This window comes from Streptomyces deserti, assembly GCF_054782695.1.
Genome location: NZ_BAAGRZ010000003.1, coordinates 127,488 through 151,164 on the forward strand (window position 1 = coordinate 127,488; position 23,677 = coordinate 151,164).

22 protein-coding genes are annotated in these 23,677 nt (G+C 72.6%); 12 read left to right on the forward strand and 10 right to left on the reverse strand.

What is annotated here, in order from left to right; all coding sequences use genetic code 11:
• The first annotated feature begins 115 nt into the window (after positions 1 to 115).
• From xylA to ACYVMZ_RS08870, 3 genes are all read left to right on the forward strand, one after another.
• On the forward strand, positions 116 to 1,282 hold the full coding sequence (xylA, locus tag ACYVMZ_RS08860; protein WP_461077372.1) for a xylose isomerase: 1,167 nt from the start codon (positions 116 to 118) through the stop codon (positions 1,280 to 1,282).
• Between the two features lie 149 nt (positions 1,283 to 1,431).
• Positions 1,432 to 1,863, forward strand: a complete 432-nt coding sequence (locus ACYVMZ_RS08865; protein WP_461077374.1) for a hypothetical protein — start codon at positions 1,432 to 1,434, stop codon at positions 1,861 to 1,863.
• A gap of 42 nt (positions 1,864 to 1,905) precedes the next feature.
• Positions 1,906 to 2,319, forward strand: a complete 414-nt coding sequence (locus ACYVMZ_RS08870; RefSeq protein ID WP_461077376.1) for an NUDIX hydrolase — start codon at positions 1,906 to 1,908, stop codon at positions 2,317 to 2,319.
• Between the two features lie 119 nt (positions 2,320 to 2,438).
• On the opposite strand, the gene ACYVMZ_RS08875 is transcribed toward ACYVMZ_RS08870, so the two are convergent.
• Positions 2,439 to 3,725 (reverse strand): SWIM zinc finger family protein, encoded by a 1,287-nt coding sequence (locus tag ACYVMZ_RS08875; protein ID WP_461077378.1) that lies wholly within the window; start codon positions 3,723 to 3,725, stop codon positions 2,439 to 2,441.
• On the reverse strand, positions 3,706 to 6,585 hold the full coding sequence (locus ACYVMZ_RS08880; protein WP_461077380.1) for a DEAD/DEAH box helicase: 2,880 nt from the start codon (positions 6,583 to 6,585) through the stop codon (positions 3,706 to 3,708). The genes ACYVMZ_RS08875 and ACYVMZ_RS08880 overlap by 20 nt, the downstream gene beginning before the upstream one ends.
• A 267-nt stretch (positions 6,586 to 6,852) precedes the next feature.
• Between ACYVMZ_RS08880 and ACYVMZ_RS08885 the strand changes: the two genes are divergently transcribed.
• Positions 6,853 to 7,035, forward strand: coding sequence for a hypothetical protein (locus tag ACYVMZ_RS08885; RefSeq protein WP_461077382.1), 183 nt, complete (start codon positions 6,853 to 6,855; stop codon positions 7,033 to 7,035).
• Between the two features lie 28 nt (positions 7,036 to 7,063).
• On the opposite strand, the gene ACYVMZ_RS08890 is transcribed toward ACYVMZ_RS08885, so the two are convergent.
• The 4 genes from ACYVMZ_RS08890 to ACYVMZ_RS08905 form a co-directional block, all read right to left on the reverse strand.
• Positions 7,064 to 8,455: a tannase/feruloyl esterase family alpha/beta hydrolase gene (locus ACYVMZ_RS08890; protein ID WP_461077384.1), complete on the reverse strand. Its 1,392-nt coding sequence runs from the start codon at positions 8,453 to 8,455 to the stop codon at positions 7,064 to 7,066.
• Between the two features lie 542 nt (positions 8,456 to 8,997).
• The gene (locus ACYVMZ_RS08895) at positions 8,998 to 9,675 is read right to left on the reverse strand and encodes a hypothetical protein (protein WP_461077386.1); all 678 of its coding nucleotides are present in this window, start codon (positions 9,673 to 9,675) and stop codon (positions 8,998 to 9,000) included.
• 90 nt (positions 9,676 to 9,765) lie between these two features.
• Positions 9,766 to 10,782, reverse strand: coding sequence for a hypothetical protein (locus ACYVMZ_RS08900; RefSeq protein WP_461077388.1), 1,017 nt, complete (start codon positions 10,780 to 10,782; stop codon positions 9,766 to 9,768).
• A gap of 158 nt (positions 10,783 to 10,940) precedes the next feature.
• The gene (locus ACYVMZ_RS08905; protein WP_461077390.1) at positions 10,941 to 11,237 is read right to left on the reverse strand and encodes a hypothetical protein; all 297 of its coding nucleotides are present in this window, start codon (positions 11,235 to 11,237) and stop codon (positions 10,941 to 10,943) included.
• 100 nt (positions 11,238 to 11,337) lie between these two features.
• On the opposite strand from ACYVMZ_RS08905, the gene ACYVMZ_RS08910 reads away from it, so the two are divergent.
• Positions 11,338 to 12,234, forward strand: coding sequence for an oxygenase MpaB family protein (locus ACYVMZ_RS08910; protein WP_461077392.1), 897 nt, complete (start codon positions 11,338 to 11,340; stop codon positions 12,232 to 12,234).
• Positions 12,235 to 12,382: 148 nt separating this feature from the next.
• Here the strand turns inward: ACYVMZ_RS08910 and ACYVMZ_RS08915 are convergent, their stop codons facing one another.
• Positions 12,383 to 12,982, reverse strand: a complete 600-nt coding sequence (locus ACYVMZ_RS08915; RefSeq protein WP_461077394.1) for a class I SAM-dependent methyltransferase — start codon at positions 12,980 to 12,982, stop codon at positions 12,383 to 12,385.
• Positions 12,983 to 13,155: 173 nt separating this feature from the next.
• Between ACYVMZ_RS08915 and ACYVMZ_RS08920 the strand changes: the two genes are divergently transcribed.
• The 5 genes from ACYVMZ_RS08920 (at position 13,156) to ACYVMZ_RS08940 (ending at position 18,168) form a co-directional block, all read left to right on the forward strand.
• Complete coding sequence (locus tag ACYVMZ_RS08920; RefSeq protein WP_461077396.1) at positions 13,156 to 13,929, forward strand: MHYT domain-containing protein; 774 nt, start codon at positions 13,156 to 13,158, stop codon at positions 13,927 to 13,929.
• A 120-nt stretch (positions 13,930 to 14,049) separates the two neighbouring features.
• Positions 14,050 to 16,584, forward strand: coding sequence for a sensor histidine kinase (locus ACYVMZ_RS08925; protein WP_461077398.1), 2,535 nt, complete (start codon positions 14,050 to 14,052; stop codon positions 16,582 to 16,584).
• On the forward strand, positions 16,581 to 17,018 hold the full coding sequence (locus tag ACYVMZ_RS08930; RefSeq protein WP_461077400.1) for a roadblock/LC7 domain-containing protein: 438 nt from the start codon (positions 16,581 to 16,583) through the stop codon (positions 17,016 to 17,018). Before ACYVMZ_RS08925 ends, ACYVMZ_RS08930 begins: the two co-directional genes overlap by 4 nt.
• Before the next feature lie 22 nt (positions 17,019 to 17,040).
• The gene (locus ACYVMZ_RS08935; RefSeq protein ID WP_461077402.1) at positions 17,041 to 17,451 is read left to right on the forward strand and encodes a DUF742 domain-containing protein; all 411 of its coding nucleotides are present in this window, start codon (positions 17,041 to 17,043) and stop codon (positions 17,449 to 17,451) included.
• Between the two features lie 111 nt (positions 17,452 to 17,562).
• On the forward strand, positions 17,563 to 18,168 hold the full coding sequence (locus ACYVMZ_RS08940) for a GTP-binding protein (protein WP_461077404.1): 606 nt from the start codon (positions 17,563 to 17,565) through the stop codon (positions 18,166 to 18,168).
• 34 nt (positions 18,169 to 18,202) lie between these two features.
• Here the strand turns inward: ACYVMZ_RS08940 and ACYVMZ_RS08945 are convergent, their stop codons facing one another.
• Positions 18,203 to 18,631: a PPOX class F420-dependent oxidoreductase gene (locus tag ACYVMZ_RS08945; RefSeq protein WP_461077406.1), complete on the reverse strand. Its 429-nt coding sequence runs from the start codon at positions 18,629 to 18,631 to the stop codon at positions 18,203 to 18,205.
• Positions 18,632 to 18,735: 104 nt separating this feature from the next.
• Between ACYVMZ_RS08945 and ACYVMZ_RS08950 the strand changes: the two genes are divergently transcribed.
• Together ACYVMZ_RS08950 and ACYVMZ_RS08955 are read left to right on the forward strand one after the other, a co-directional pair.
• Positions 18,736 to 19,149, forward strand: a complete 414-nt coding sequence (locus ACYVMZ_RS08950) for a roadblock/LC7 domain-containing protein (protein WP_461077408.1) — start codon at positions 18,736 to 18,738, stop codon at positions 19,147 to 19,149.
• A gap of 126 nt (positions 19,150 to 19,275) precedes the next feature.
• A complete protein-coding gene (locus tag ACYVMZ_RS08955; protein WP_461077410.1) occupies positions 19,276 to 20,157 on the forward strand; it encodes a DUF6397 family protein in 882 nt (293 codons plus the stop codon).
• A 1-nt stretch (position 20,158) separates the two neighbouring features.
• On the opposite strand, the gene ACYVMZ_RS08960 is transcribed toward ACYVMZ_RS08955, so the two are convergent.
• Complete coding sequence (locus ACYVMZ_RS08960) at positions 20,159 to 21,025, reverse strand: acyl-CoA thioesterase (RefSeq protein ID WP_461077412.1); 867 nt, start codon at positions 21,023 to 21,025, stop codon at positions 20,159 to 20,161.
• 37 nt (positions 21,026 to 21,062) lie between these two features.
• On the reverse strand, positions 21,063 to 23,576 hold the full coding sequence (locus ACYVMZ_RS08965) for a DEAD/DEAH box helicase (RefSeq protein ID WP_461077414.1): 2,514 nt from the start codon (positions 23,574 to 23,576) through the stop codon (positions 21,063 to 21,065).
• Positions 23,577 to 23,677: the final 101 nt, after the last annotated feature.

Here is a 23,677-nt window from a genome sequence, read left to right on the forward strand (position 1 = left end):
AATCTCACGGGTTTCACCGTCTTCGGGGACATGTTGTCTCTTCCCAGGGATGCGCTCGCATACTAATTTGTAAATCGCCATGACGAAATAGTCTCAGCGAGCGAGGAGCCGCGGCATGAGCTACCAGCCCACCCCCGAGGACAGGTTCACCTTCGGCCTGTGGACCGTCGGCTGGCAGGGCCGGGATCCCTTCGGCGACGCCACGCGGCGTGCCCTGGACCCGGTCGAGACGGTGCAGCGCCTGGCCGAGCTGGGCGCCTACGGAGTGACCTTCCACGACGACGACCTGATCCCCTTCGGGTCGAGCGACAGCGAGCGCGAGGCGCACATCAAGCGGTTCCGGCAGGCGCTGGACGCCACCGGCATGAAGGTGCCGATGGCCACCACCAACCTGTTCACCCATCCGGTGTTCAAGGAGGGCGCGTTCACCGCCAACGACCGCGACGTGCGCCGCTACGCCCTGCGCAAGACGATCCGCAACATCGACCTCGCGGTCGAGCTGGGCGCCCAGGTGTACGTCGCCTGGGGTGGCCGGGAGGGCGCCGAGTCCGGAGCGGCCAAGGACGTGCGGGTGGCGCTGGAGCGGATGAAGGAGGCCTTCGACCTGCTGGGCGAGTACGTCACGTCCCAGGGCTACGACCTGCGGTTCGCGATCGAGCCGAAGCCGAACGAGCCGCGCGGCGACATCCTGCTGCCCACGGTCGGGCACGCGCTGGCGTTCATCGAGCGCCTGGAGCGCCCGGAGCTGTACGGCGTCAACCCGGAGGTCGGGCACGAGCAGATGGCGGGGCTGAACTTCCCGCACGGCATCGCGCAGGCACTGTGGGCGGGCAAGCTGTTCCACATCGACCTCAACGGCCAGTCCGGCATCAAGTACGACCAGGACCTGCGCTTCGGCGCCGGTGACCTGCGCGCCGCGTTCTGGCTGGTCGACCTGCTGGAGTCCGCCGGGTACGCCGGTCCGCGGCACTTCGACTTCAAGCCGCCGCGCACCGAGGACCTGGACGGGGTGTGGGCCTCGGCCGCCGGCTGCATGCGCAACTACCTGATCCTCAAGGAGCGGGCGGCGGCCTTCCGCGCCGACCCGGAGGTGCGGGAGGCGCTGCGCGCGGCCCGGCTGGACGAGCTGGCCGAGCCCACGGCCGCGGACGGGCTCCAGGCGCTGCTCGCCGACCGCTCGGCGTTCGAGGAGTTCGACGTGGAGGCCGCCGCCGCGCGGGGCATGGCCTTCGAGCGCCTCGACCAGCTCGCCATGGATCATCTGCTGGGGGCGCGGGGCTGACCCGCACGCGCGCGTGCATGCCTTTGGTGAGCGGAGTTGAGTGAGCTCCGTACGGAATACGCCGGAATCATGCGATCCATGCCATGAGTCCGTATCAACTTCCGTGCGGAGCTCACTCGTTGCGGTGGCTCGGGGCGACCCTTGTCGGTATGGCCATGCCGTCCCAGCCGCCCGGTCCGCCGAACGACGCGCCGCCTCCGGGCGGCGGCTTCGGACCGCCCGCGTCCTCGTACGGTGACGGGGCGCCGTCCCAGCCGCGGGATCCGGGGGAGGGGCCCGGCCCGCGCAGGCGCCGGAATCCGCTGTTCGTGCTGCTCGCCGTTCTGGTGGCGGCCGTGGCCGTCTCCGCCGTGGTGGTGATGGCCTCCTCGGGGAGTGACGACGCGCCGGGGAAGGAGACGCCCGCCGAGAGCGGCGCGAGCACGAGCGGGCCGCCCCGCCCGTCCCGGAGCCTCCCGGTCGAGGTGCCCAGCGGGCTGCCGAGCCGGTTGCCGTCGGGATTCCCGACCGAAGTGCCGAGCGGTGTACCGAGCGACCTCGAATCGCTCCTGCCGTCCCTGCCGAGCGATCTGCTGCCCTGACCGGTTCCGCTCGCGGCATCGGACGCCGTCAGAATGACGCGTATGACAGACAACGACCGGGAATCGCTGGTCGTCGTGGCGGCAGCGATCGTGCGGGAGGGACGCCTGCTGGTGGTGAGCAAGAAGGCCGCTCCCGAGGTCTTCTACCTGCCGGGTGGCAAGCCCGACGCGGGTGAGCAGCCGCTGGAGGTGCTGTTCCGCGAGCTCGACGAGGAGCTGGGAGTGCGGCCGCTGGAGCCGCGGCTGCTGGCCGAGGTGGAGGCCGTGGCGGCTCTCGAGCGGGTCCCCATGAAACTGACGGTGTTCGAGGCACACATCGACCAGGACCCCCGGCCCGCCGCCGAACTGGCGGGCATGCGCTGGATTTCGGGGAACGAGCGGGACGTCCGGCTCTCGCCGGCCCTCAGGGACCATGTGCTGCCGTTGCTGCGGGAGGGCGGCCTGCTGGCCGCATAGCAGCAGAGGGTGCTGCCATGCGGCCACGCGCGCGTGGGAACGGCGGTCTGCGGGCCGTGGTGGCCGCTGTCCCGTCACACACCAGCACGGCGGTCTGCGGGCCGTGGTGGCCCTGTCCGTCACGCGCCGGTACCGGCCTCGTCCGCGGTCCGGCGCTCCGCCGAGGCGAGTGCCGTCGCCGGGTCCTGCGCGGCGCCTCCCGCCGGCACCCAACGCCCGCGCTCCTTGCGGTACGGCCACCAACGGCCGTCGCGTCCCAGCCGTAGCTGGCCGACGGCGCCCACGACGGTCCACCGGTTGCCGCGCGCCCGCAGCGACGGCCGTTCGTCCTCGTCCCAGGCCGACTCCAGAGCGGCACGCGCGCGTGCGAGCTCTTCGCCCTCCGGCGTCCACTCCTCGTCGAGCACGGACAGCGCGGCCGTACCCCCGTGCCGCCACGCGCGCACGGCCACGGCCAGCTCCTCCCGGTCGCGCCCCGACCCCTCGGCGAGCCGATCCGTCACAGCCCGTTCCGGATCACCTGAGGCCAGCCGCACAGCGTCCTGGGCGAGCGGCAGCTCCGCCTCCACCGGGTGCTCCGTGTGGTCGTCCCGGAGAGCCTGTGCGAGCAGGCGGTGGGCCTGTGCGGCGGTCCGGGCGGCCAGGAACTCCAGGGCGGCCGGGTCGATCCCGGGCGCGGGCGCGGCCTCGATGTCCAGGGACGGCGGCAGACCGGGTTCCTGGGGCAGCCCGGGCAGGGCGGGCAGCGGCGGCAGGATGTCGCCGGCCGCGTACGCCTCGGCCGCTTCCATACCCTCCGGCCGGGAGGATTCCTCGGCGGACGGGTTCGTGCGCGTCTGCAGGGCCTCCAGTACGGCGCGTTCGCCGCGGCCCCGCATCAGGAGCAGGACGAACGGGTCCTGGTCCAGCAGCCGCGCCATCTGGTAGCAGAGCGCCGCCGTGTGCCCGCAGTGGTCCCAGGCACCGCAGTCGCACTCCGGCTCCAGGTCACCCAGGCCCGGCAGCAGGTCGACACCGGCGCCCTCCGCGTCCTCGACGAGGTGGGGCGGCATCTCCCGGTCCAGCAGCGCCGCGACGTGCCCGGCGCGCTCGACGGCCATGTCGACGAAGCGGTCCCACTGGGCGCCGGACAGCTCCTCCAGCAGCACGTCGGCCCGGTGCGCCGCACGGCCGCGGTCCGTCACGACCGCCGTGATGCGCCCCGGGCGGACCGTGACCGCGCCGACCGCTCCGGCGCGGGCCAGCCCGCGTCCCGCCCTGAGCTGCCCGGAGTCCAGTGCCGTGTCCTCCAGGGCCTTCAGCCAGGCCTGCCCCCACCACGTCTGCGCGAAGCCACGCCCCCGCGCGGGCGGCAGCGCCGCGAACGTGCGCTCCGTGTCGGCCTCGTCATGGTCGTACCGGCTCATCACAGTCCCCCCCTCGCAGCTCCACCAGATCCGCCAGCTCCGCGTCCGTCAGCTCCGTGAGGGCCGCCTCGCCGGAGCCCAGTACCGCGTCGGCCAACTCCCGCTTCCGGGTGAGCAGTTCGGCGATGCGGTCCTCGATCGTCCCCTCGGCGACGATCCGGTGCACCTGCACGGGCCGGGTCTGGCCGATGCGGTACGCGCGGTCGGTGGCCTGCGCCTCGACGGCGGGATTCCACCAGCGGTCGTAGTGCACGACGTGCTCGGCCCGGGTCAGGTTCAGCCCGGTGCCCGCCGCCTTCAGGGACAGCAGGAAGACCGGGACCGCGCCGTCCTGGAACCGCCGCACCATCGCCTCGCGCTCGGCGACCGGCGTGCCGCCGTGCAGGAACTGCGTGGGCACGCCGCGGGCGGCCAGGTGCCGTTCGAGGAGCCGGGCCATCTGGACGTACTGCGTGAAGACCAGGACGCCCGCCTTCTCGGCGAGGATGGTGTCGAGCAGCTCGTCCAGCAGGTCCAGCTTCCCCGAGCGCCCGGCGATCACCGGCTGTTCCTCCTTGAGGAACTGCGCCGGGTGGTTGCAGATCTGCTTCAGCCCGGTCAGCAGCTTCACGATCAGTCCGCGTCGCGCCATGCTGCCGGCGCCGGAGATCTCGGCGAGGGCCTCGCGCACCACGGCCTCGTACAGGCCCGTCTGCTCGGTGGTGAGCGACACGGCGTGGTCGGTCTCCGTCTTCGGCGGCAGCTCGGGTGCGATGCCCGGGTCCGACTTGCGGCGGCGCAGCAGGAACGGCCGTACGAGCCGGGCCAGGCGGTCCGCGGCGGCCGGGTCCTGACCGCCCTCGACGGCCTCCGCGTACCGTCTGCGGAAGGTGCCGAGCCGGCCCAGCAGCCCGGGTGTCGTCCAGTCGAGGATCGCCCACAGCTCCGACAGGTTGTTCTCCACCGGGGTGCCGGTGAGCGCCACGCGTGCGCGTGCGCCGATGGAACGCAGCTGCCGTGCCGTCGAGGAGTACGGGTTCTTCACGTGCTGGGCCTCGTCCGCCACGACCATGCCCCAGGGGACTCCGGCGAGCCGGTCCGTGTCCAGGCGCATCGTGCCGTACGTGGTGAGCACGAACTCCCCGTCGGCCAGGTCGTCCAGGCTGCGCCGCGCACCGTGGAAGCGGCGCACGCGCGTGCCGGGCGCGAACCTCTCGATCTCCCGCTGCCAGTTGCCCATCAGGGACGTCGGACAGACCACGAGGGTGGGCCCGGCGGAGGAGGGGTCGGTCTGCCGGTGCAGATGCAGCGCGATGAGCGTGATGGTCTTGCCGAGTCCCATGTCGTCGGCGAGGCAGCAGCCGAGGCCCAGGGAGGTCATGCCGGACAGCCAGTTCAGGCCGCGCCGCTGGTAGTCCCGCAGCGTGGCCGCCAGGGCCGCGGGCTGCTCGACCGGCTCCTGCCCCTCGGGGTCCGCAAGGCGCTCCCGCAGCGCCGCCAGCCACCCGGTGGGCCGTACCTCGACCCGGCGGCCGTCGACCTCCACCGAGCCCGTCAGCGCCGCGCCGAGCGCGTCGACGGGGGTGACCTTGTGGTCCTGCCGCTCCCGGGCGCGCCGTACCTCCTGAGGGTCGATCAGGACCCACTGGTCGCGCAGCCGTACGACGGGGCGGTTGGCCTCGGCGAGCCGGTCCAGCTCCTCGCGCGTGAGCCGCTGGTCGCCGAGCGCGAACCACCAGCTGAAGGCGAGCAGCGCGTCGGCGGACAGGAACGACGGCATCGTCGAGGAGTCCGCCGCGCCGGGCCCCGGTTCGTCGTCGGGAGGACCGACCTCCGCGCGCGTGGTCAGGCCGCGGGTCAGTTCCTTCGGCCAGTGCACGTCGATTCCGGCGCCGGCCAGCGCCCGGGCGCCCGCACCGAGGAGCTCGGTGATCTCCTCGTCGGCGAGTTCGACCGCGTCCGGCACGGCCGCCGACAGCAGGGGCGTGAGCGGGGGCCAGGCCCGGGCCGCGCGGTGCAGGGCGAGGAGGGCGTCCATCCGCGCGCGCGATCCGAACACCGCGCCCGAGTCGCCGGCCCACACCTCGGCGGCGTCCGCCACGAGCGCCGGATCCCGCACGCTGTGCACCTGGAGTACGGCCCGGAACGCCACATCCGCCTCGTCGGGCGCCGCGGCCGTCAGGCCGTGCGCCTCGATCCGCAGCGACAACCGTACGCCCGCGTCGTGGCCCGCGGCGATGTCGGCGGCCCAGGCGCGCTGCTCCGGCAGGCGCTGTGGTTCGGGAGCCGCGTAGGCCGGGCCGCCCGTCACCAGCGGGGCGGCAGGGGAGCGGGGCAGTGTGTCGGCGACCGCGTCCAGGAAGGCGCGCAGCAGCCGCTCCGGGTCGGGCAGCCGCAGCGGCTCGGCGCCGTCCACCGGCACGGCGTGCGCCTCGGGCGGCATCGCGGCGGCGAGGCGGCGCACGGCCTCGACGTCCTGCGCGCCCAGCGGGCCCGCCCGCCAGGCGTCGTGGTCGTCCGGGGACAGGCCGGGCAGCAGCAGGCCGCGCGCCAGGAGATGCAGGGCGTGCACGGCGGCCGCGCCCCAGAACACGGCGGCCCGATGGCCGTACGGATGGGCACGCGCGCGCGTGAGGACCGGCAGGGCCGTACGCACCGGCAACCGCAGGGCGGGCACACTCACGGCCTCGACCCCGCCGTCACCGGGCAGGACGACGGTCAGGTCCGCGACGGACGCCGACGCCACGTCCGAAGGAGCCGCGCCGTCCGGCCGCCAGAAGGCGACGCTGCCGGTACGGGCCGGGTCACCGGGGAGGAACACGGCACAGCAACTGGCCAGTTCGGAGATCTCGGAGGGCGTGGGCGAGGGAGACGTCTGCACAGGAATGGCGTATTCCTCAAATTTGACTAGCGAGTCGGAATCGCCGAGGGTACAACACCGCTGGGTCTGCCGGGTATGCCTGAGCTGTGATCCGAGTCACCATCTAGATGCGACGGTATGCGGTCATGGCGGAGCCGGCGCCGGACTCTCAGGGGTACCTCGGGGATGTACCTCAGGGTCGTCTCAGGGTCGCGGTCCGGAACCGCCGGGAGCGCGGGCCCGTTTTCACGACAGAGAGCGGCAATGGCCGCGAAGGAGGCGACACTCATGTCGAAGAACGCCAAGATCGCCGCAGGCGGCGTGGCGGCCGGGCTCATCCTGTGGATCTGGCTGCCCTGGTGGGCCGCGCTCCTGATCATCCTGGGAGTCCCGGCCGCCGCGTATCTCACGCTCGACCCGTCACAGCGGCGCAGGCTGCGCCGCGTCACCCGCAAGGAGCTCGGTCGCTAGCGCCGGTCCGGCGGACAGGGTCTGGGTGCTAACGCTCCGACGCGGCCGAACCGTCCAGCGCGCAGGAGCCGACCACATCGCCGTCCGCGGGCCTGCTCACCATCCGGTCCGCGGGCGGCCGCACCCCTCGCTCCACCCACGCGGTCAGGGCGTCGAACGCCGACCGGTAGCAGGGCAGGATCGGACGCAGCCGGTCCGGATGGCTGTCGTACAGACCGTCGACGTGCGTGCCGCCCTGGATCGTGTAGTACCGGTGCAGCGGCCCGCGCCCGTGCGCGTCGACCATGCGGGCGTACACGTCGGAGTCCGCGGCCTTGGGCAGCAGCGCGTCCAGGTCGCCGTGCAGCGTGATCAGCGGCCTGCCGATGCGCCCGGTCAGTGCCACCCTGGCCACGGCACGGTGCACGGACGCGGGACGTGAGGCGTAGTCGTACGCGGCGTCGGCGGGACACGGCGCCAGGATCTGCTCCAGGGTGCCTCCGGCCGAGGAGCCCGGGCATCCGCGGTCGTACGCCGGGTCGAACTCGGCCCGGTAGATCTTCTGCGTGAGACCCCAGTAGGCCTTCTCGTGGTACGGCCACAGGAACTCGGAGCCGCGCGCGAAGCCCGCCGCGTACAGGTCCTCGTCCCGTGCCGTGCCGAACATCCTTGCCACCGCCGTAGGCAGGGAGGTGAGCAGGTTCGGGCCGTCGGCGGTCCACAGCGCGCCCTCCCAGTCCACGCCGCCGTCGTACAGCTCCGGGTGGTTCTCCAGCTGCCAGCGCGTGAGATAGCCGCCGTTGGAGATGCCGGTGATGTACGTACGGCGCGGGTCGTGCCCGTAGCGCTGGGCCACCGCGCGCCGGGCCGCCCGGGTGAGCTGTGTCGTCCGCGCGTTCCACTCCGCGACGGCGTCACCGGGGCTGGTCCCGTCGCGGTAGAAGTCGGCGCCGTTGTTGCCCTTGTCGGTCGCGGCGTACGCGTAGCCCTGGGCCAGCACCTGGTCGGAGATCGCCTTGTCGGTCGCGTACTGCTTGCGTGCGCCGGGCGCTCCCGTGACGACGAGCCCGCCGTTCCAGCGGTCCGGCAGCCGGATCACGAACTGCGCGTCGTGCCGCCAGCCGTGCGTGGTGTTGAAGCGGGAGGAGTCCGGGAAGTAGCCGTCGATCTGCACACCGGGAACTCCGGACGGCGTGCGGGTGGCCCTCGCGGTCAGCCCGGCCTGGTCGGCCATGTCCGTGTACGGGGTGCCGGCGAGCCCCGCGGTGGTCAGATCGGGCAGACAGACGCTGCGCTGAAAGGCCGCGCCCGGCACGTGCACACGCTGCTGTCGTGCGCAGTGGCCGTCGCCGACCGTTCTGGCCTCGGCGGGTGTCGGACCGGTGAGGGCCGCTGCGGTGAGGGCGGCGGCAAGAAACGGAACAGCACGGGACGGGCGCATGGCGAGGCCTCCAGTTCTGACGAGGAGCGAGGGAGCGGGGAGAGGGAGGGGCGTGAAGCCGCGGGCTGCCCCATGGTGAGGGCCTGCTCGCGCGCCATCCATGGGTTGGCACCACATGCAGTGCCCTGCCGATATGGGCGGACAAGACAGCCGTAGGGCGTAAAGCGCAGGGCCTGCCAGGGAGGTCGGGGTCCGCCGTCTCCAAATCGTTTGCGCAGAGGAGCAGCCGAACACCACCACGGCGGGCATGACGTGTGGAAAGGAGGCCCAGCGACTCCACGGTGAGCGCTGATGGCCTCCCCGGGGAGCACGCCTTCGAGGCGCTGCTCGCCGCCTGGGACGTACCCCGCCAGCATCCCGACGTACGGGCCGTGCTGGCCCGCGGGCTCCTGCCGGAAGTCGGCCGTCCCGGCGTGGCCGACCGCTTCCTGCGCGCGGCGCACGAACCCGCCGTCCGTGACGCCGTGGTGCACGCGCGCGTGCGGCCGGTGTCCGACGCCGAGCGGGGAGGCGTACACGGCCTTCCCGACGCGGCTGGTCGCTCACACCGACGAGGACACCGTGGTCACCGCGTGCCAGGCGCTGCCGTCCTGGCTGAACCCGGCCTCGACCGAGGCGATGAGCCTGCTGGCCGACGCTGTGGTGGCCCCGGAACGCCCCCGCGCGGTGTGGCACGCGGCGGCGCGCCAGTTCGCGGGCTCCCGCCCGGACCGGCCACCGAGTCGATCGTGCGAGGCGCCTTCACGGCCCTGGCGGAGCGCACACACGCGCGTGACCCGCAGGTCCGCGTCGACGCACTGCGCAGGCTGCACGGCTGCACGGAAGCCGTACGACCGTCCGAGACGATCCGGCAGGCGCTCCCCGGCCTGGACGCGCTCGCCGACACCCTGGACTTCGCCGGCCTGCACGCCGACGCGGCGCGCCTGAGCTGGGAGGGCGCCGTGGACTCGCTGCGGCACGGCAGACACGAGCAGCGCCGGTGGGACCGGCTGGTGCGGCTGTGCGAGGCGGGCCCGGGACGCTTCCCGCAGCCCCACCACGTGCCCGTGGACTTCAGCAGGACACGCGTGCGTGCCGCCGCGCCGCCCACGGCGCGCACCCTGCGCGCCCGCGGAACCGGCGCGTCCGGCCTGTTCGCGTTGCTCCTGGTGGGCGCCGGTGGCCGTGCCGCCGACTGGACCGAGCCGTGGCGCGCCGAACTCGTCGCCCTGCGCGCCCACTCCGACCCGGACGCCGCGATGGGTGCGCTCCTCGTCGACCCGGACCCGGGCCGCTCAACGCCGCGGCCGAGGCGGTACACCCGCGCGGGCTCAACTGGGGCGTACGGCCATCTTGTCGAGGGCCTCCAGGAGACCCGGCAGCTCCGGGCCCCGGCCCACCGGCAGGACTTCGCCGGGTTCCTCGTCGAGCAGCACGAACGCGATGTCGTCGGTCCTGGCCACGAGCGACCAGCCGGGACCGTCGGCGCGCAGGGTCCGCGCGTCACCCGTCGCGAAGGACGACCGGACCCGTCCCAGGGGCGGCGGAGTGTCGAGGTAGGCGCGGGCCTCCGCGAGCACGCGCCGAATGCCGTTGTGGCCCTTCCGCGCGCCCTCCGCGGGCCCGCCCGCACCGCTCGCTCCAGCTGTGACCGTCCCGTTCGCCCCGGCCGCGTCGGCACCGTTCGCCTCGGTCCGGTGGGCACCCTCGGCACCGTCCGTCCCGGTCCGGTCGGCATCGTTCGCCCCCGTCCCGTCCGCACGGCTCGGACCCGTCCCGTCCGCACGGCTCGCCTCGGACCTGTCCGCGCCGTTCGCCGCCTCGGCCGCGGCACCCTCCCTCACGAACTCGGAGTCGTCCACCTGCTCCCGCCACAGCGCCCACTGCAGCGCGATCTCGTCGGCCCCCAGGCGCCGCTGGGCCGGCCCCCATGTGGTGGTGTCCGGCGGCGACAACGGGGGCCGGCCGGCGTCCTCGGGATCGGGGTCGTGCGGCGCGGGCACGTTCGGGGCGGCGACGGCGACCGCGAGGGGCCAGCCGGGCAGGGCGGCGACGACCGTGCGCTCGTCGGGCGACAGGTCGTACTCCATGCCGCAGTCCCAGGACGCGATCGCGACGGCGACCAGCGAGACGTCGTCGATGACGACGGTCCAGCGGGCGCCGTCGCCGTCCTGGCCGAGCACCAGCCCGTACCCGTCGGCGAGCGGGGGGAGGCCGAGCGCCGCGCACGCCTCCGGATAGTCGTCGCCCAGCACACTCGGGAACTTCGCCGGCGTCAGCAGTACCGCCGTGAGCACATAGAGCGCGTCGTCCGCGGCGGCGACGGCGCCCTCGTCCGTCCCGGCCATCCCAGCCTCCCCATCGGTTCGTCCAACGGCGCGCACCCTAGTGCGAGCGGAAGCAGGTTGTCACGACCTCGCAAGCACACCCGGAGCTGCCGTTTTCCGACTCGGTGGGGCGAATCGGCCGTCCGTCGACGGGTGCGTCGCGGCGAGGCCGCCCCCGCTCAGGCGGCCGGCAGGCCCAGCAGCGCTCGAGCCACGGTCCGCGGCGACTCGCCGCGTTCTCGCGCGAGCGCGATGACGGCCCGGCAGGCCAGCTCGTTCACCCCGAACGACAGCGCCTCCGGCGACACCCAGCCCGCCGCCTCGTCGATCCGCTCCTGGTCGTTCTCGGCGCACGCCGAGACATAGGCCGCCGCGGCCTCGAAAAGATTGTGCGGACGTTCGTCCCGGCGGGTGTTCGTCTCCGTGCGCATGGCATTGCGAAGTCTCACGCCGGACTTGCGGACCCTGTCCCACATGCTGACCGCCTTCCCCCTGTGTGATGTGCCCCGGCCGACCGTTCATCTCCTGGGAGCCAACGTAGAGTTGGAGCTCCGGCGGCAGAAGGGGGACGGCGTTGTGAAGCGCTTCGCGCGGCTGGCACAGATCCGGCGCATGGACCCGTACCGGCAGGCCACGGAGATCTACCGGCTCAGCGCGGCCTACGAGTTCCCCTGGGACTTCACCCGGTCGCTGGAGCTGGCCCTCTACCGCACCTACGCCGTCCCGAGCATCGGCCGGCTCCTCGCCGAGACGGCGGAGCTCACGGACCGGACGCAGAAGCGATACGACGACACCTCGCTGCTGCTGGACGCCATCGTCGAGCACGGCTTCGGCAGCGACCAGGGCCGTACCGCGATACGCCGCATCAACCAGATGCACCGCAGCTACGACATCGGCGACGACGACATGCGCTACGTGCTCTGCACGTTCGTCGTGATGCCCAAACGATGGATCGACGCCTACGGATGGCGCCGGATGTCCCGTCACGAGATCGTCGCGAGCACGGTCCACTACCGCACCTTGGGGCGCCACATGGGCATCAAGGACATCCCCGAGACCTACGAGGATTTCGAGGCCTGCCTCGACGCCTACGAGGAGGCCCATTTCGCCTGGGACGAGGACGCGCGGCGGGTCTCGGACGCCACGCTCGCCCTGATGGCCTCCTGGTACCCGCGCCCCCTCGCGCCCGTGCTGCGCACCGCGACGCTCGCCCTGCTCGACGACCCGCTCCTGCGCGCCTTCCGGTACACCCCGCCGGGCGCCACCACGCGCGCGTGCGTGCGCCACGCGGTACGGCTGCGGGGACGGGTCGTCCGCCTCCTGCCGCCGCGGCGCGCCCCGCACTTCGCGCGGCAGAACTGGGAGATCAAGAGCTACCCGAACGGCTACCAGGTGGCGGATCTGGGCACCCGCCCGGTCCCGGGTGTCCGGGGTTGCCCCGTACGGCACATCGACGCCTCAGGCGTCGAGTGAGGCGAGGGTGTCCCGCAGCCGGGTGAGCTCGGCCGGGGCGTGGCACGCGCGGGGCGACCGTGTGTGTGGGGCGATCGTGTGGGGGCGATCGTGTGTGGGAGGCGATCGTGTGTGGGAGGCGATCGTGTGAGGGCGATCGTGTGAGGGCTCAGTCCTCGCGGACCGCCAGCGCCAGGAAGCGGGTGTCCTCATCGACGTACGACGTCATGCGCCACCCGGAACCGGCCAGCAAGGGACGCAGATTGGGCTCGGCGCGCAGATCGTCCGGAGTGAGCTGGCGGCCGTGGCGTGCCGCGAGCGCCGCCCTGCCGATCGGGTGGAACAGGGCCAGCACGCCGCCGGGGCGCACCACACGCGCCAACTCCCGCAGATTCTCGGCCGGATGCGGCAGATGCGCGATGAGGCCCGCCGCGAACACCGCGTCCAGCGACCCGGACCGCAGCGGCAGCGCCGCCACGTCGGCGAGCAGCAGCCGCCCGTCACGGTCCCGTCCGGCTTGTACGGCCTCCTCCAGCATGGCCGGGGTCAGATCGGCCCCCACGACCACTCCCGAGGGCCCCACGGCCGCCCGCAGCGGCGGCAGGGCACGTCCGGTGCCGCACCCCGCGTCGAGCACGCGGTCGCCCTCGCGCAGCCCCAGCTCGGCGACCGCGGCCGCGTAGACCGGGCCGTCGTCGGGGAACCGGCTGTCCCAGTCGGCCGCCCGGGCGGTGAAGAACTCCTGCACACGTGTGTGGTCGTCGCTCATGCTCCGCATGATCCCTCACCGGCACGAAGGACGCAGGCACACGTTCGGCGGACACCGTGGTGCGCATGTTCGAGCGTGACCCGGTCGTTCCGGTGCCGATCTGCGTCATATTGCAACACCTTTCGAAATGCGCCCCCATTGTGCGCCCGAGTCGGGACTAGCGTCCCGGGGCCATGGGACACCTGGACCACGCCGCCCTGGGGTGGCTGACCCCCGTGCTGTCGTACGTGATGGCCTGCACCGGCGCCGCCCTCGGGCTGCGCTGCACCGTCCGCGCGCTCGGCGCCACCGGTCGCTCGCGCCGCAACTGGCTGGTCACCGCCGCCTCGGCGATCGGCACCGGCATCTGGACCATGCACTTCGTGGCCATGCTCGGCTTCAGCGTCAGCGGCACCGACATCCGCTACGACGTGCCGCTCACCCTCGTGAGCCTGCTGGTGGCCATGCTCGTCGTCTGTGCCGGCGTCTTCGCCGTCGGCTACAGCCGCGACCGGGGCCGGGCGCTGCTGCTCGGCGGACTGACCACCGGGCTCGGCGTCGCGAGCATGCACTACCTCGGCATGGCCGCCGTGCGCCTGCACGGCGACGTGCGCTACGACCCGCTGCTCGTCGGGCTCTCCGTGCTGATCGCCGTCGTCGCGGCGACGGCGGCCCTGTGGGCGGCACTCAACATCAAGTCGCCCGTCGCCGTCACCGTCGCGTCCCTGATCATGGGCGCGGCGGTCAGCAGCATGCACTACACCGGGATGTTCGCGGTGAGCGTGGACGTCACCCCCTCCGGCGAGGTCCTGCCCGGGGCCACGGCGATGCAGTTCATCTTCCCCCTCGCCGTCGGCCTCGGGTCCTATCTCTTCCTGACCTCGGCCTTCGTCGCGCTCTCGCCGACGGCGGGGGAGCGCGCGGAAGCCGCCTTCGCCCAGCTGACGGTCGAGAGCGCCGTCCACTAGCCGCGGCCCGCGTGTCCCGGCCCGGACGGTACGGCCCCCAGCCCCCGGACGGTGAGCCCCGGAACCGAAACCGGAACCCCTGGACGGCACGGCCCCGAACCCTTCCCGAGCGAGGAGTCCATGCGTACACCCCGTAGGACCCCCACCACCGCCGCCGAGGCGGCGCCCCGGCCTCCCGTGCGGGGCCGCCGTGCGCATGCCGGGCCGCCGGCCCACGAAGGGCGCCCGGAAGCCGGCGCGAGCGAGGCACCCACGCGCGCGTGGGGACGGCGTATCCGCCCCCGCACCGTGCGCGCCAAGATCGTCTGCCTGCTCATGGTGCCGGTCGTCTCCCTGCTGGCCCTGTGGGCGTACGCCACCGTCACCACCGCCCAGGACATCTCCCGGCTGCGGCAGGTGCAGCGTGTGGACGCCGAGGTCCGTGCCCCCGTCCTTGCCGCCGTCGCCGCCCTGCAGGCCGAGCGCGCGGCCGCGGTGCGTCACGCGACCGACCCGTCCGCCGTACGGCCCGACGACCTGAAGAAGCTCGCTCAGCGCACCGACCGGGCCGTCGCGAAACTGCGGCTCGGCGAAGACCACACCGTCGCCGACGGCGAGGAACTGCCCGCCCCGGTGTCCGGGCGCCTCCAGACCTTCGTCGACGGAGCCGAGCAGCTGCGCACGCTGCGGACCGCGGTGCTCGACCGGCGCGTGGGCTGGGAAGAGACGTACGGCCGGTACACCAGGACCATCGCGACGGCCTTCGGCGCGGTCGGCGCCCTCGCCGGCCTCCAGGACGCCGATCTCGGCTCCGACGCGCGCGTGCTCCTCGAGTTCTCCCGCGCGGGCGAGGCGCTGTCCCAGGAAGACGCGGTTCTGGCCAGTGCCCGTCTGGCCGGAGGCCTCACCGGCGAGCGGCTGCGTCTCTTCACCGGCGCGGTCGACCTGCGCCGCACGCTCACCGAGTCCGCCGCCGCGGACCTGCGCGGCACCGAACGCGCCGCCTGGACCGCCCTCGCCGACAGCGGCGCCTACGACACCCTGAGCGCCGTCGAGGACAAGGTCCTCGCCGCCGGACCGGGCGCCCGTGCGGTCGACGCGGTTCCCGAGGACACCTGGGCGACGGCGCACACGCGCGTGCACAACGGCATGCGGACCATCGAGGACGAGGCGGGACGCGGCGTCGCCGACCGGGCCGACCCGTTCACCCGTGGACTGCTCACCCCGGCCAGCGCCGCGGTCCTCCTCGGCCTCGCAGCCGTCGCCGCCTCGCTCGTCATCTCCGTCCGCATCGGGCGCGGCCTCGTCGTCGAGCTGGTGAGCCTGCGCAATGACGCCCTGGAGATCGCCCGGCGCAAACTCCCCGAGGCCATGCGGAAACTGCGCGCCGGCGAGGAGATCGACGTGCGGGCCGAGGCCCCGCCCGGACCGCCCGCGGAGGACGAGACCGGCCAGGTCGCCGAAGCCCTGGGCACCGTGCACCGCGCCGCGCTGCGGGCCGCCGTGGAGCGCGCCGAACTCGCCAGCGGCATCTCCGGGGTCTTCGTCAACCTCGCCCGCCGCAGCCAGATCCTGGTCCACCGCCAGCTCAGCCTCCTCGACAGCATGGAACGCCGTTCCGACGACCCGAACGAACTCAGCGACCTCTTCCGGCTCGACCACCTCACCACCCGCATGCGCCGCCACGCGGAGAGCCTGATCATCCTCTCCGGAGCGGCACCCGGCCGCGCCTGGCGCAGGCCCGTCCCCCTGACGAACGTGGTCCGCGCGGCCGTCTCCGAGGTCGAGGACTACGCGCGCGTGGAGGTACGGCAGCTCCCCGAGGCCTCCGTCATCGGCGCGTCCGTCGCCGACCTCACCCACCTGCTGGCCGAACTCATCGAGAACGCCGCTCAGTTCTCACCCCCGCACACGCGCGTGCGCGTCACCGGCGAACCCGTCGGCAACGGCTACGCCCTCGAGGTCGAGGACCGCGGCCTGGGCATGGGCAAGGACACCCTCGCCGAGGCCAACCGGCGCATCGCCCAGTCCGAGGCGCTCGACCTGTTCGACAGCGACCGGCTCGGCCTGTTCGTGGTCAGCCGGCTCGCCGCCCGGCACGGCATCAAGGTGCACCTGAGGACCTCGCCGTACGGCGGCACCACCGCGGTCGTCCTGCTGCCCACCGCCCTGCTGCACAGCGGCACGGCGGAACGTTCCCCCAGCGAGGCGACCCAGGCGCGGCAGCCCGAGGAGCGCGCGTACGCGCGCGTGCCCGGCGACGACCCGTACCAGGAGGCCGTCCCCGCACCGGCCGACCGGCGCGCCCTGGTGGCCCCCGTACCGGCCGTGGCCGAGACCGCCGGCCAGAACCCACCCCAAGGAGTCGCCACCTTGCGCCTGCACCGCCCGGAGCAGGAGCCCGAGGGCTCCGACGACCTCCCGCGCCGCGTACGACAGGCCAGCCTCGCCCCTCAGCTGCGGGACGGCCGCCCCGAGGAGCCGCCGCAGGCGTCCGCGCCCCACGGCGACGACGAGCGCACGCCCGAACTCGTACGGGACCGCATGGCGGCGTACCGCGACGGCTGGGCGCGCGGTGGCGGCAGGCAACCCGGCCGCGGGACCACTAAGCATCCCGGGGTGGGTCCATCCTGCCCCGCGGCGGGCAGCGACGGCAGCGAAGGAGACCCCGCATGATCCAGGACCCGAGCACGAACGCCGCCCGGCGGTCCGGTGAACTCGACTGGCTGCTGGACGATCTGGTGCTTCGCGTGCGCGAAGTACGGCACGCCGTGGTGCTGTCCAACGATGGGCTCGCCGTGGGCGCTTCGAGCGACCTGCGCCGCGAGGACGCCGAACACCTCGCCGCGGTCGCCTCCGGCTTCCACAGCCTGGCCAAGGGCGCCGGCCGGCACTTCGGGATCGGCGGCGTACGCCAGACCATGGTGGAGATGGACGACGGCTTCCTGTTCGTGGCCGCCGCCGGCGACGGCTCCTGCCTCGCCGTGCTCACCGCCGTCACCGCCGACATCGGGTTGGTGGCCTACGAGATGGCACGGCTGGTCAAACGCGTCGGCGAGCACCTGTACACGGCGCCTCGCCTCGGCGCGCGACCGCACGCCGCCGGATGACGCGAAAGGGCGGTCCGCGCAGATGACCGAGGACATGACGGGCACCCCGCGCGAGCAGGGCAGCCAGTGGTACGACCACGAGGCCGGACCCCTCGTCCGCCCCTACGCCATGACGGGCGGCCGCACGCGGCCCGGCCCCACCGGGGTCCGCTTCGACCTGATCGCCCTCGTCACCCTGGACCCGGGCGCGCCCGGCGTCGACGACGCCGCGCTCGGGCCGGAACACCGGGCCCTGCTCGACCTGTGCCGCACGGAGACCCAGTCGGTCGCCGAACTCGCCGCCGGCGCGGATCTTCCCGTGGGCGTGGTCCGGGTGCTCCTCGGCGACCTCCTGGAACTCGGCAGCGTCATCGTCAGCCGACCCGTGCCGCCCGCACAGCTGCCCGACGAACGGATTCTGCACGAGGTGATCGCGGGATTGCGGGCACTGTAGATGGCCGTTTTGAAGCACACACGCAGGCATGCCGCGCGCGGACGCGTCGACGCGCCGCGGCACACGCCTCCCGACGCCGGGCGATGCCGGCCCTCCCGAGAGAAGTGATCGATGGTCTCCGAGCACCCCGATGCCACAGGCGGCGACACGGCCGCCCTGGCGTTGAAGATCCTGGTCGCCGGCGGGTTCGGCGTGGGCAAGACCACCCTGGTGGGCGCGGTCAGCGAGATCCGTCCGCTGCGCACCGAGGAACTGCTCAGCGAGGCCGGACAGTTGGTGGACGACACCGACGGCGTGGACCACAAGGTCACGACGACCGTCGCCATGGACTTCGGACGCATCACCATCCGGTCCGGTCTGTCCCTCTACCTCTTCGGCACGCCCGGTCAGGACCGTTTCTGGTTCTTGTGGGACGAGTTGGCGCAAGGGGCGCTCGGCGCGGTGGTCCTCGCCGACACGCGGCGCCTGGAGGACTGCTTCCCCGCGGTGGACTTCTTCGAGCACCGCCGCATCCCGTTCGTGGTGGCCGTGAACTGCTTCTCGGGCGCCCGGCGGCACGGCGCCCAGGACGTCTCCCGCGCCCTCGACCTCGACCGGGGAACGCCCGTCGTGCTGTGCGACGCCCGCGACCGCGACTCCGGGAAGGAGGTCCTGGTCCGGCTCGTCGAGTACGCCGGGCGGATGCACACCGCCCGGCTGCTCGACTCGGTGGGATGAGCTGGGATGAGCTGGACGAGCGCGGGCCCTGGCCTCAGTCCGCGACGCCCTTCTCGGTGAGGACCTTGTCGATCGTGACCCGGACGAGGAGTTCGCCGGGAACGCCGTTGCGGGCGCCGAACTCCTCGGCGCGGTCCTCGCCCATGTACCGGGCCCCGATACGGCCGGCCCAGTGCCGCAGCTCGTCGAGATCCTCCGAGATCCGGGCGCGGCCGTGCAGTATCACGAAGCCGAACGGCGGCCGGTCGTCGTCCACGCACAGCGCGACCCGGCCGTCGCGGGCCAGATTGCGGCCCTTCACGCTCTCCTTGCCGGTGTTGAACACCACCTCGTCCCCGTCGAGTACGAACCAGATCGGCGTCACGTGCGGACTGCCGTCGGCGCGGACGGTGGCGAGCTTTCCGGTGCGGGTGCCGTACGAGACGAACTCCCGCCATTCCGCTTCGGTCATCTTCTGTGCCATGCCTCCATCCTCCTTGCCCGCGCTGCGGTCGTGGGGAAGGCTGGCGTGGAGATCCTCCGGCCAGGAGGAGACACGTACGGGGAGAAAACGGGGAGACCGCAACCATGACGCAGAACCAGGGACTTGGCTGGCTGCTGGACGACCTCACCGAGCGCGTCGAACATGTGCGGCACGCTCTGGTCCTGTCCAACGACGGTCTGGTGACGGGGGCGAGTACGGGACTGCGACGCGAGGACGCCGAGCACCTGGCCGCCGTCTCGTCCGGACTGCACAGCCTGGCCAAGGGCTCGGGACGGCACTTCGGCGCGGGCAGGGTGCGCCAGACGATGGTCGAGTTCGACGACGCGGTGCTCTTCGTCACCGCCGCCGGCACCAGCAGCTGTCTGTGCGTCCTCAGCGGCGCCGAGGCCGACATCGGGCAGATCGCGTACGAGATGACGCTTCTGGTCAACCGGGTCGGCGAGCATCTCGACGTGGACGCCCGACAGCCCGAACGGACCCCACCCGTAGACCTCTGAACTGGGACTTTGTCGCCCCTCGTGGAGTTATCCACAGGCTCGCCACGAGATCCGCCGAAGCGGCTACGGTTTTTTCCAGGCCGACGCGGACAGCGCGAGCCACGTACTCCACGGGGGAGACCGACCATGTCCGGCAACATCATCACGGAATCCGACCGCCGTCCCTGCGCGCCCAGCCGCGCTGCCCGGGAACTGGGCCTCAAGCGGGGTGAGTTCGACCTCGCCGTGAACCTCGGACTCATCCGGACCGTTCCCGACGAAGGGGGCGGAGGCCGACGGGTCGCCCGCGCCGAGCTCGACCGGCTGCGTGCCCAGGACGGCCTGCCCGAGGCGCTGCGCGACCGCGTGAGGGCCGTGGGCACCAAGGAAGGCGCGCTGCTCGCGGGCGTGACGCCCACCAGGTTCACACGCCTGGCGCGCCTGGGCCGGATCGTGCCCGTGAAGTTCTACCTCAACCGCTACCGGGCCGTGGTCTGGCTGTATCTGGCCGAGGAACTACGGCAGTTCGCGGCCGACGAGAGCAACGCGCCCCTGCGGAAGGGGCGCATGTCGCCGGGGCTGCGGGAGCTGTTGGAGGAGGGGCTGGACCTGCGGCCGCGCAACTGGCGGGTACGTCACCTCGGGTTCCTGCTGCAGCAGGCCGGGGACGACCCCTGGGCGCAGGCGGCGGCGGTGGCTTGTCTGCTCGATCCTGGCGAGGTGGCGGAAGTCGTCGAGGATCCGTACGAGCGGGCCCAGCTGGACCGGCTCCGGCCCCGGCTTCCGGTGCACGGGGCGCCCGGCTCGCCCGCCGCGGAGCTCGCCGAGACGCTCATGACGGCATGCGAACCCGACGAGACCGCCTGGCTCCGCTCCGATCTGGCACGGACGGTGGAGGGGGCCCGGGCACTCCGGCCGGTACCGAAGCCGGCCCTGCCGCCACCGCTGCCGGAAGAGGGCGGACACCCACCGGAGGAACTGCCGCGCCCGCGTGGCCTGCTGGGCTGGCTGCGGCGCGGCGGCTCCTGACCTACAGGGCCCTGAAGAGCCCCTCCTGGACGACGGACACGAGCAGCCGTCCCTCCAGGTCGTAGATGCGCCCGCGGGCCAGACCCCGCCCGCCCGTCGCGATCGGTGACTCCTGGTCGTACAGGAACCACTCGTCCGCGCGGAACGGCCGGTGGAACCACATGGCGTGATCCAGCGACGCCATGTCGAAGCCCCGCGGGCCCCACAGCGGCTCCACCGGGATACGGACCGCGTCCAGCAGGGTCATGTCACTGGCGTAGGTCAGGGCGCAGGTGTGCACGAGCGGGTCGTCGCCCAGCGGGCCCACCGCGCGCATCCACACGGCGCTGCGCGGCTCGGCGTCCTTGACCTCCTCGGCGGTCCAGCGCAGCCGGTCCACATAGCGGATGTCGAAGGGCTGACGGCGGGCCATCCGCTCCAACTGCTCGGGCAGAGCGCCCAGATGCTCCCGGATCTCGTCCGTGACCGTCGGCAGGGACTCCGGGTCCGGGACCTTGCGGGCCGGCGGCAGCTGGTGCTCGAAGCTCCCCTGCTCAGGCTTGTGAAAGGAGGCGGTGAGATTGAAGATCGTGCGGCCCTGCTGCACGGCGGTGACCCGGCGGGTGGTGAACGACCGCCCGTCCCGGACCCGCTCGACCTGGTACACGATCGGCACACCCGGCCGGCCCGGGCGCAGGAAGTACGCGTGCAGCGAGTGCACCGGGCGGTCGCCCTCGGTGGTGCGCCCGGCGGCGACCAGCGCCTGGCCCGCCACCTGGCCGCCGAAGACCCGCTGGAGGGACTCCTGCGGGCTGCGGCCCCGGAAGATGTTGACCTCGATCTGCTCCAGGTCGAGCAGGTCGACGAGCCTCTCGGCCGGATTCGTCATGGGTGGGATTCTCCTGTGCTCACGGTCGGGCGACTGCTCACAGCTGGCCGACATCGGTGACACGGACGACCGCGCGGCCCTCCGCGTCGGAGGCGGCCAGGTCGACCTCCGCGCTGATGCCCCAGTCGTGATCGCCGTTCGGGTCGTCGAAGATCTGGCGGACGCGCCACAGGCCGTTCTCCGGCTCCTCCTTGATGACGAGCAGCTTCGGGCCGCGCGCGTCGGGGCCGGTGCCGAGGTCGTCGTACTCCTCCCAGTACTTGTCCATCGCCTCGCCCCACGCGTCGGCGTCCCAGCCCGACTCGGCGTCCAGCTCGCCCAGCTCCTCGACCTGGTCCAGGGCGGCGAGTTCGACGCGGCGGAACATGGCGTTGCGGACCAGGACCCGGAAGGCGCGCGCGTTGGTGGTGACCGGCTTGACCTCGTCGGCCTTCTCCTGGGCCTCCTCGGCGGTCATCTCCTCCGGGTTGGCGAGCTGCTCCCACTCGTCCAGCAGACTGGAGTCGACCTGGCGCACCATCTCGCCGAGCCACTCGATCAGGTCCTGGAGATCCTCGGACTTGAGGTCGTCGGGGATGTTGTGGTCGAGGGCCTTGTAGGCGCTGGCGAGGTAGCGCAGGACGATGCCCTCGGTGCGGGCCAGCTCGTAGAAGGACACCAACTCCGTGAAGGTCAGCGCCCGTTCGTACATGTCGCGGACCACGGACTTCGGCGACAGCGGATGGTCGCCGACCCACGGGTGGCTCTTGCGGTACGTGTCGTAGGCGTGAAAGAGCAGCTCCTCCAGGGGCTTCGGGTACGTGATGTCCTGGAGGCGCTCCATGCGCTCCTCGTACTCGACGCCGTCCGCCTTCATCGCGGCCACGGCCTCGCCGCGGGCCTTGTTCTGCTGGGCGGCGAGGATCTGCCGCGGGTCGTCCAGCGTGGACTCCACGACGGACACCATGTCCAGGGCGTACGACGGCGACTCGGGGTCCAGCAGCTCGAACGCGGCCAGCGCGAAGGTCGACAGGGGCTGGTTCAGCGCGAAGTCCTGCTGGAGGTCGACCGTCAGGCGGACGATGCGGCCATCGGCGTTCGGTGCGTCGAGCTTCTCGACGATGCCGCCGTCCAGCAGCGAGCGGTAGATGGCGATGGCCCGCCGGATGTGCCGCAGCTGCTGCTTGCGCGGCTCGTGGTTGTCCTCCAGCAGGCGGCGCATCGCCTCGAAGGCGTTGCCGGGCCGGGCGATCACCGACAGCAGCATCGTGTGCGTCACGCGGAAGCGGGACGTCAGCGGCTCGGGCTCGGACTCGATGAGCTTCTCGAAGGTCTTCTCCGTCCACCCGACGAAGCCCTCGGGCGCCTTCTTGCGGACGACCTTCCGCCGCTTCTTCGGGTCGTCGCCCGCCTTGGCCAGTGCCTTCTCGTTCTCGATGACGTGCTCGGGGGCCTGCGCGACGACGAACCCCTCCGTGTCGAATCCGGCCCGTCCGGCACGGCCCGCGATCTGGTGGAACTCGCGCGCCCGCAGCGTGCGCACCCGGTTGCCGTCGTACTTGGTCAGGGCGGTGAACAGCACCGTGCGGATGGGGACGTTCACGCCGACGCCGAGCGTGTCCGTGCCGCAGATGACCTTCAGCAGGCCGGCCTGCGCGAGCTTCTCCACCAGGCGCCGGTACTTGGGCAGCATGCCGGCGTGGTGGACGCCGATGCCGTGCCGGACGTAGCGGGAGAGGTTGCGGCCGAACTTGGTGGTGAAGCGGAAGTTGCCGATCAGCTCGGCGATCTGGTCCTTCTCCTCGCGCGTGCACATGTTGATGCTCATCAGCGCCTGCGCCCGCTCCACGGCCTGCGCCTGCGTGAAGTGCACGATGTAGACCGGCGCCTGCCGGGTCTCCAGCAGGTCGGTGAGCGTCTCCGTCAGCGGGGTGTAGCGGTACTCGTAGGAGAGCGGCACGGGCCGGGTCGCCGAGCGCACCACCGCCGTGGGGCGGCCGGTGCGGCGGGTGAGGTCCTTCTCGAAGAAGGAGACGTCGCCGAGCGTCGCCGACATCAGGATGAACTGCGCCTGCGGCAGTTCCAGCAGGGGGATCTGCCAGGCCCAGCCGCGGTCCGGCTCCGCGTAGAAATGGAACTCGTCCATCACGACCTGGCCGACGTCCGCGTTCTTGCCGTCACGCAGCGCGATCGACGCCAGCACCTCGGCGGTGCAGCAGATCACGGGGGCGTCGGCGTTGACGGACGCGTCGCCGGTGAGCATGCCGACGTTCTCGGTGCCGAAGAGCTTGCACAGCTCGAAGAACTTCTCCGACACCAGCGCCTTGATCGGCGCCGTGTAGAAGGTGACCTCGTCGCGGGCCAGCGCGGCGAAGTGGGCACCCGCGGCGATCATGCTCTTGCCGGACCCGGTGGGCGTCGACACGATCACGTTCGCCCCGGAGACCACCTCGATCAGCGCCTCCTCCTGGTGGGGGTAGAGCGTGAGCCCGCGCTCCCCGGACCACGACTCGAAGGCTTCGTACAGGGCGTCGGGGTCGGCGGTCGGCGGCAGCTGATCGATGAGGGTCACGCCCCCATCTTGCCTGGCCGCCTCCCTGATGCGGGAATCGGCTGCCGGCCCGAAGATCGCGAACGCTACGCTGTGTCGCCGACGGAGCGTCAACGCACCCG

What these genes read in the sequence shown, in the direction of transcription:
- xylA (WP_461077372.1), top strand. Translation starts at nt 116, where the DNA reads ATGAGCTACCAGCCCACCCCCGAGGACAGGTTCACCTTCGGCCTGTGG.
- ACYVMZ_RS08865 (WP_461077374.1), top strand. Translation starts at nt 1,432, where the DNA reads ATGGCCATGCCGTCCCAGCCGCCCGGTCCGCCGAACGACGCGCCGCCT.
- ACYVMZ_RS08870 (WP_461077376.1), top strand. Translation starts at nt 1,906, where the DNA reads ATGACAGACAACGACCGGGAATCGCTGGTCGTCGTGGCGGCAGCGATC.
- ACYVMZ_RS08875 (WP_461077378.1), bottom strand. Translation starts at nt 3,725, where the DNA reads ATGAGCCGGTACGACCATGACGAGGCCGACACGGAGCGCACGTTCGCG.
- ACYVMZ_RS08885 (WP_461077382.1), top strand. Translation starts at nt 6,853, where the DNA reads ATGTCGAAGAACGCCAAGATCGCCGCAGGCGGCGTGGCGGCCGGGCTC.
- ACYVMZ_RS08890 (WP_461077384.1), bottom strand. Translation starts at nt 8,455, where the DNA reads ATGCGCCCGTCCCGTGCTGTTCCGTTTCTTGCCGCCGCCCTCACCGCA.
- ACYVMZ_RS08900 (WP_461077388.1), bottom strand. Translation starts at nt 10,782, where the DNA reads ATGGCCGGGACGGACGAGGGCGCCGTCGCCGCCGCGGACGACGCGCTC.
- ACYVMZ_RS08905 (WP_461077390.1), bottom strand. Translation starts at nt 11,237, where the DNA reads ATGTGGGACAGGGTCCGCAAGTCCGGCGTGAGACTTCGCAATGCCATG.
- ACYVMZ_RS08915 (WP_461077394.1), bottom strand. Translation starts at nt 12,982, where the DNA reads ATGAGCGACGACCACACACGTGTGCAGGAGTTCTTCACCGCCCGGGCG.
- ACYVMZ_RS08920 (WP_461077396.1), top strand. Translation starts at nt 13,156, where the DNA reads ATGGGACACCTGGACCACGCCGCCCTGGGGTGGCTGACCCCCGTGCTG.
- ACYVMZ_RS08925 (WP_461077398.1), top strand. Translation starts at nt 14,050, where the DNA reads ATGCGTACACCCCGTAGGACCCCCACCACCGCCGCCGAGGCGGCGCCC.
- ACYVMZ_RS08930 (WP_461077400.1), top strand. Translation starts at nt 16,581, where the DNA reads ATGATCCAGGACCCGAGCACGAACGCCGCCCGGCGGTCCGGTGAACTC.
- ACYVMZ_RS08935 (WP_461077402.1), top strand. Translation starts at nt 17,041, where the DNA reads ATGACCGAGGACATGACGGGCACCCCGCGCGAGCAGGGCAGCCAGTGG.
- ACYVMZ_RS08940 (WP_461077404.1), top strand. Translation starts at nt 17,563, where the DNA reads ATGGTCTCCGAGCACCCCGATGCCACAGGCGGCGACACGGCCGCCCTG.
- ACYVMZ_RS08945 (WP_461077406.1), bottom strand. Translation starts at nt 18,631, where the DNA reads ATGGCACAGAAGATGACCGAAGCGGAATGGCGGGAGTTCGTCTCGTAC.
- ACYVMZ_RS08950 (WP_461077408.1), top strand. Translation starts at nt 18,736, where the DNA reads ATGACGCAGAACCAGGGACTTGGCTGGCTGCTGGACGACCTCACCGAG.
- ACYVMZ_RS08955 (WP_461077410.1), top strand. Translation starts at nt 19,276, where the DNA reads ATGTCCGGCAACATCATCACGGAATCCGACCGCCGTCCCTGCGCGCCC.
- ACYVMZ_RS08960 (WP_461077412.1), bottom strand. Translation starts at nt 21,025, where the DNA reads ATGACGAATCCGGCCGAGAGGCTCGTCGACCTGCTCGACCTGGAGCAG.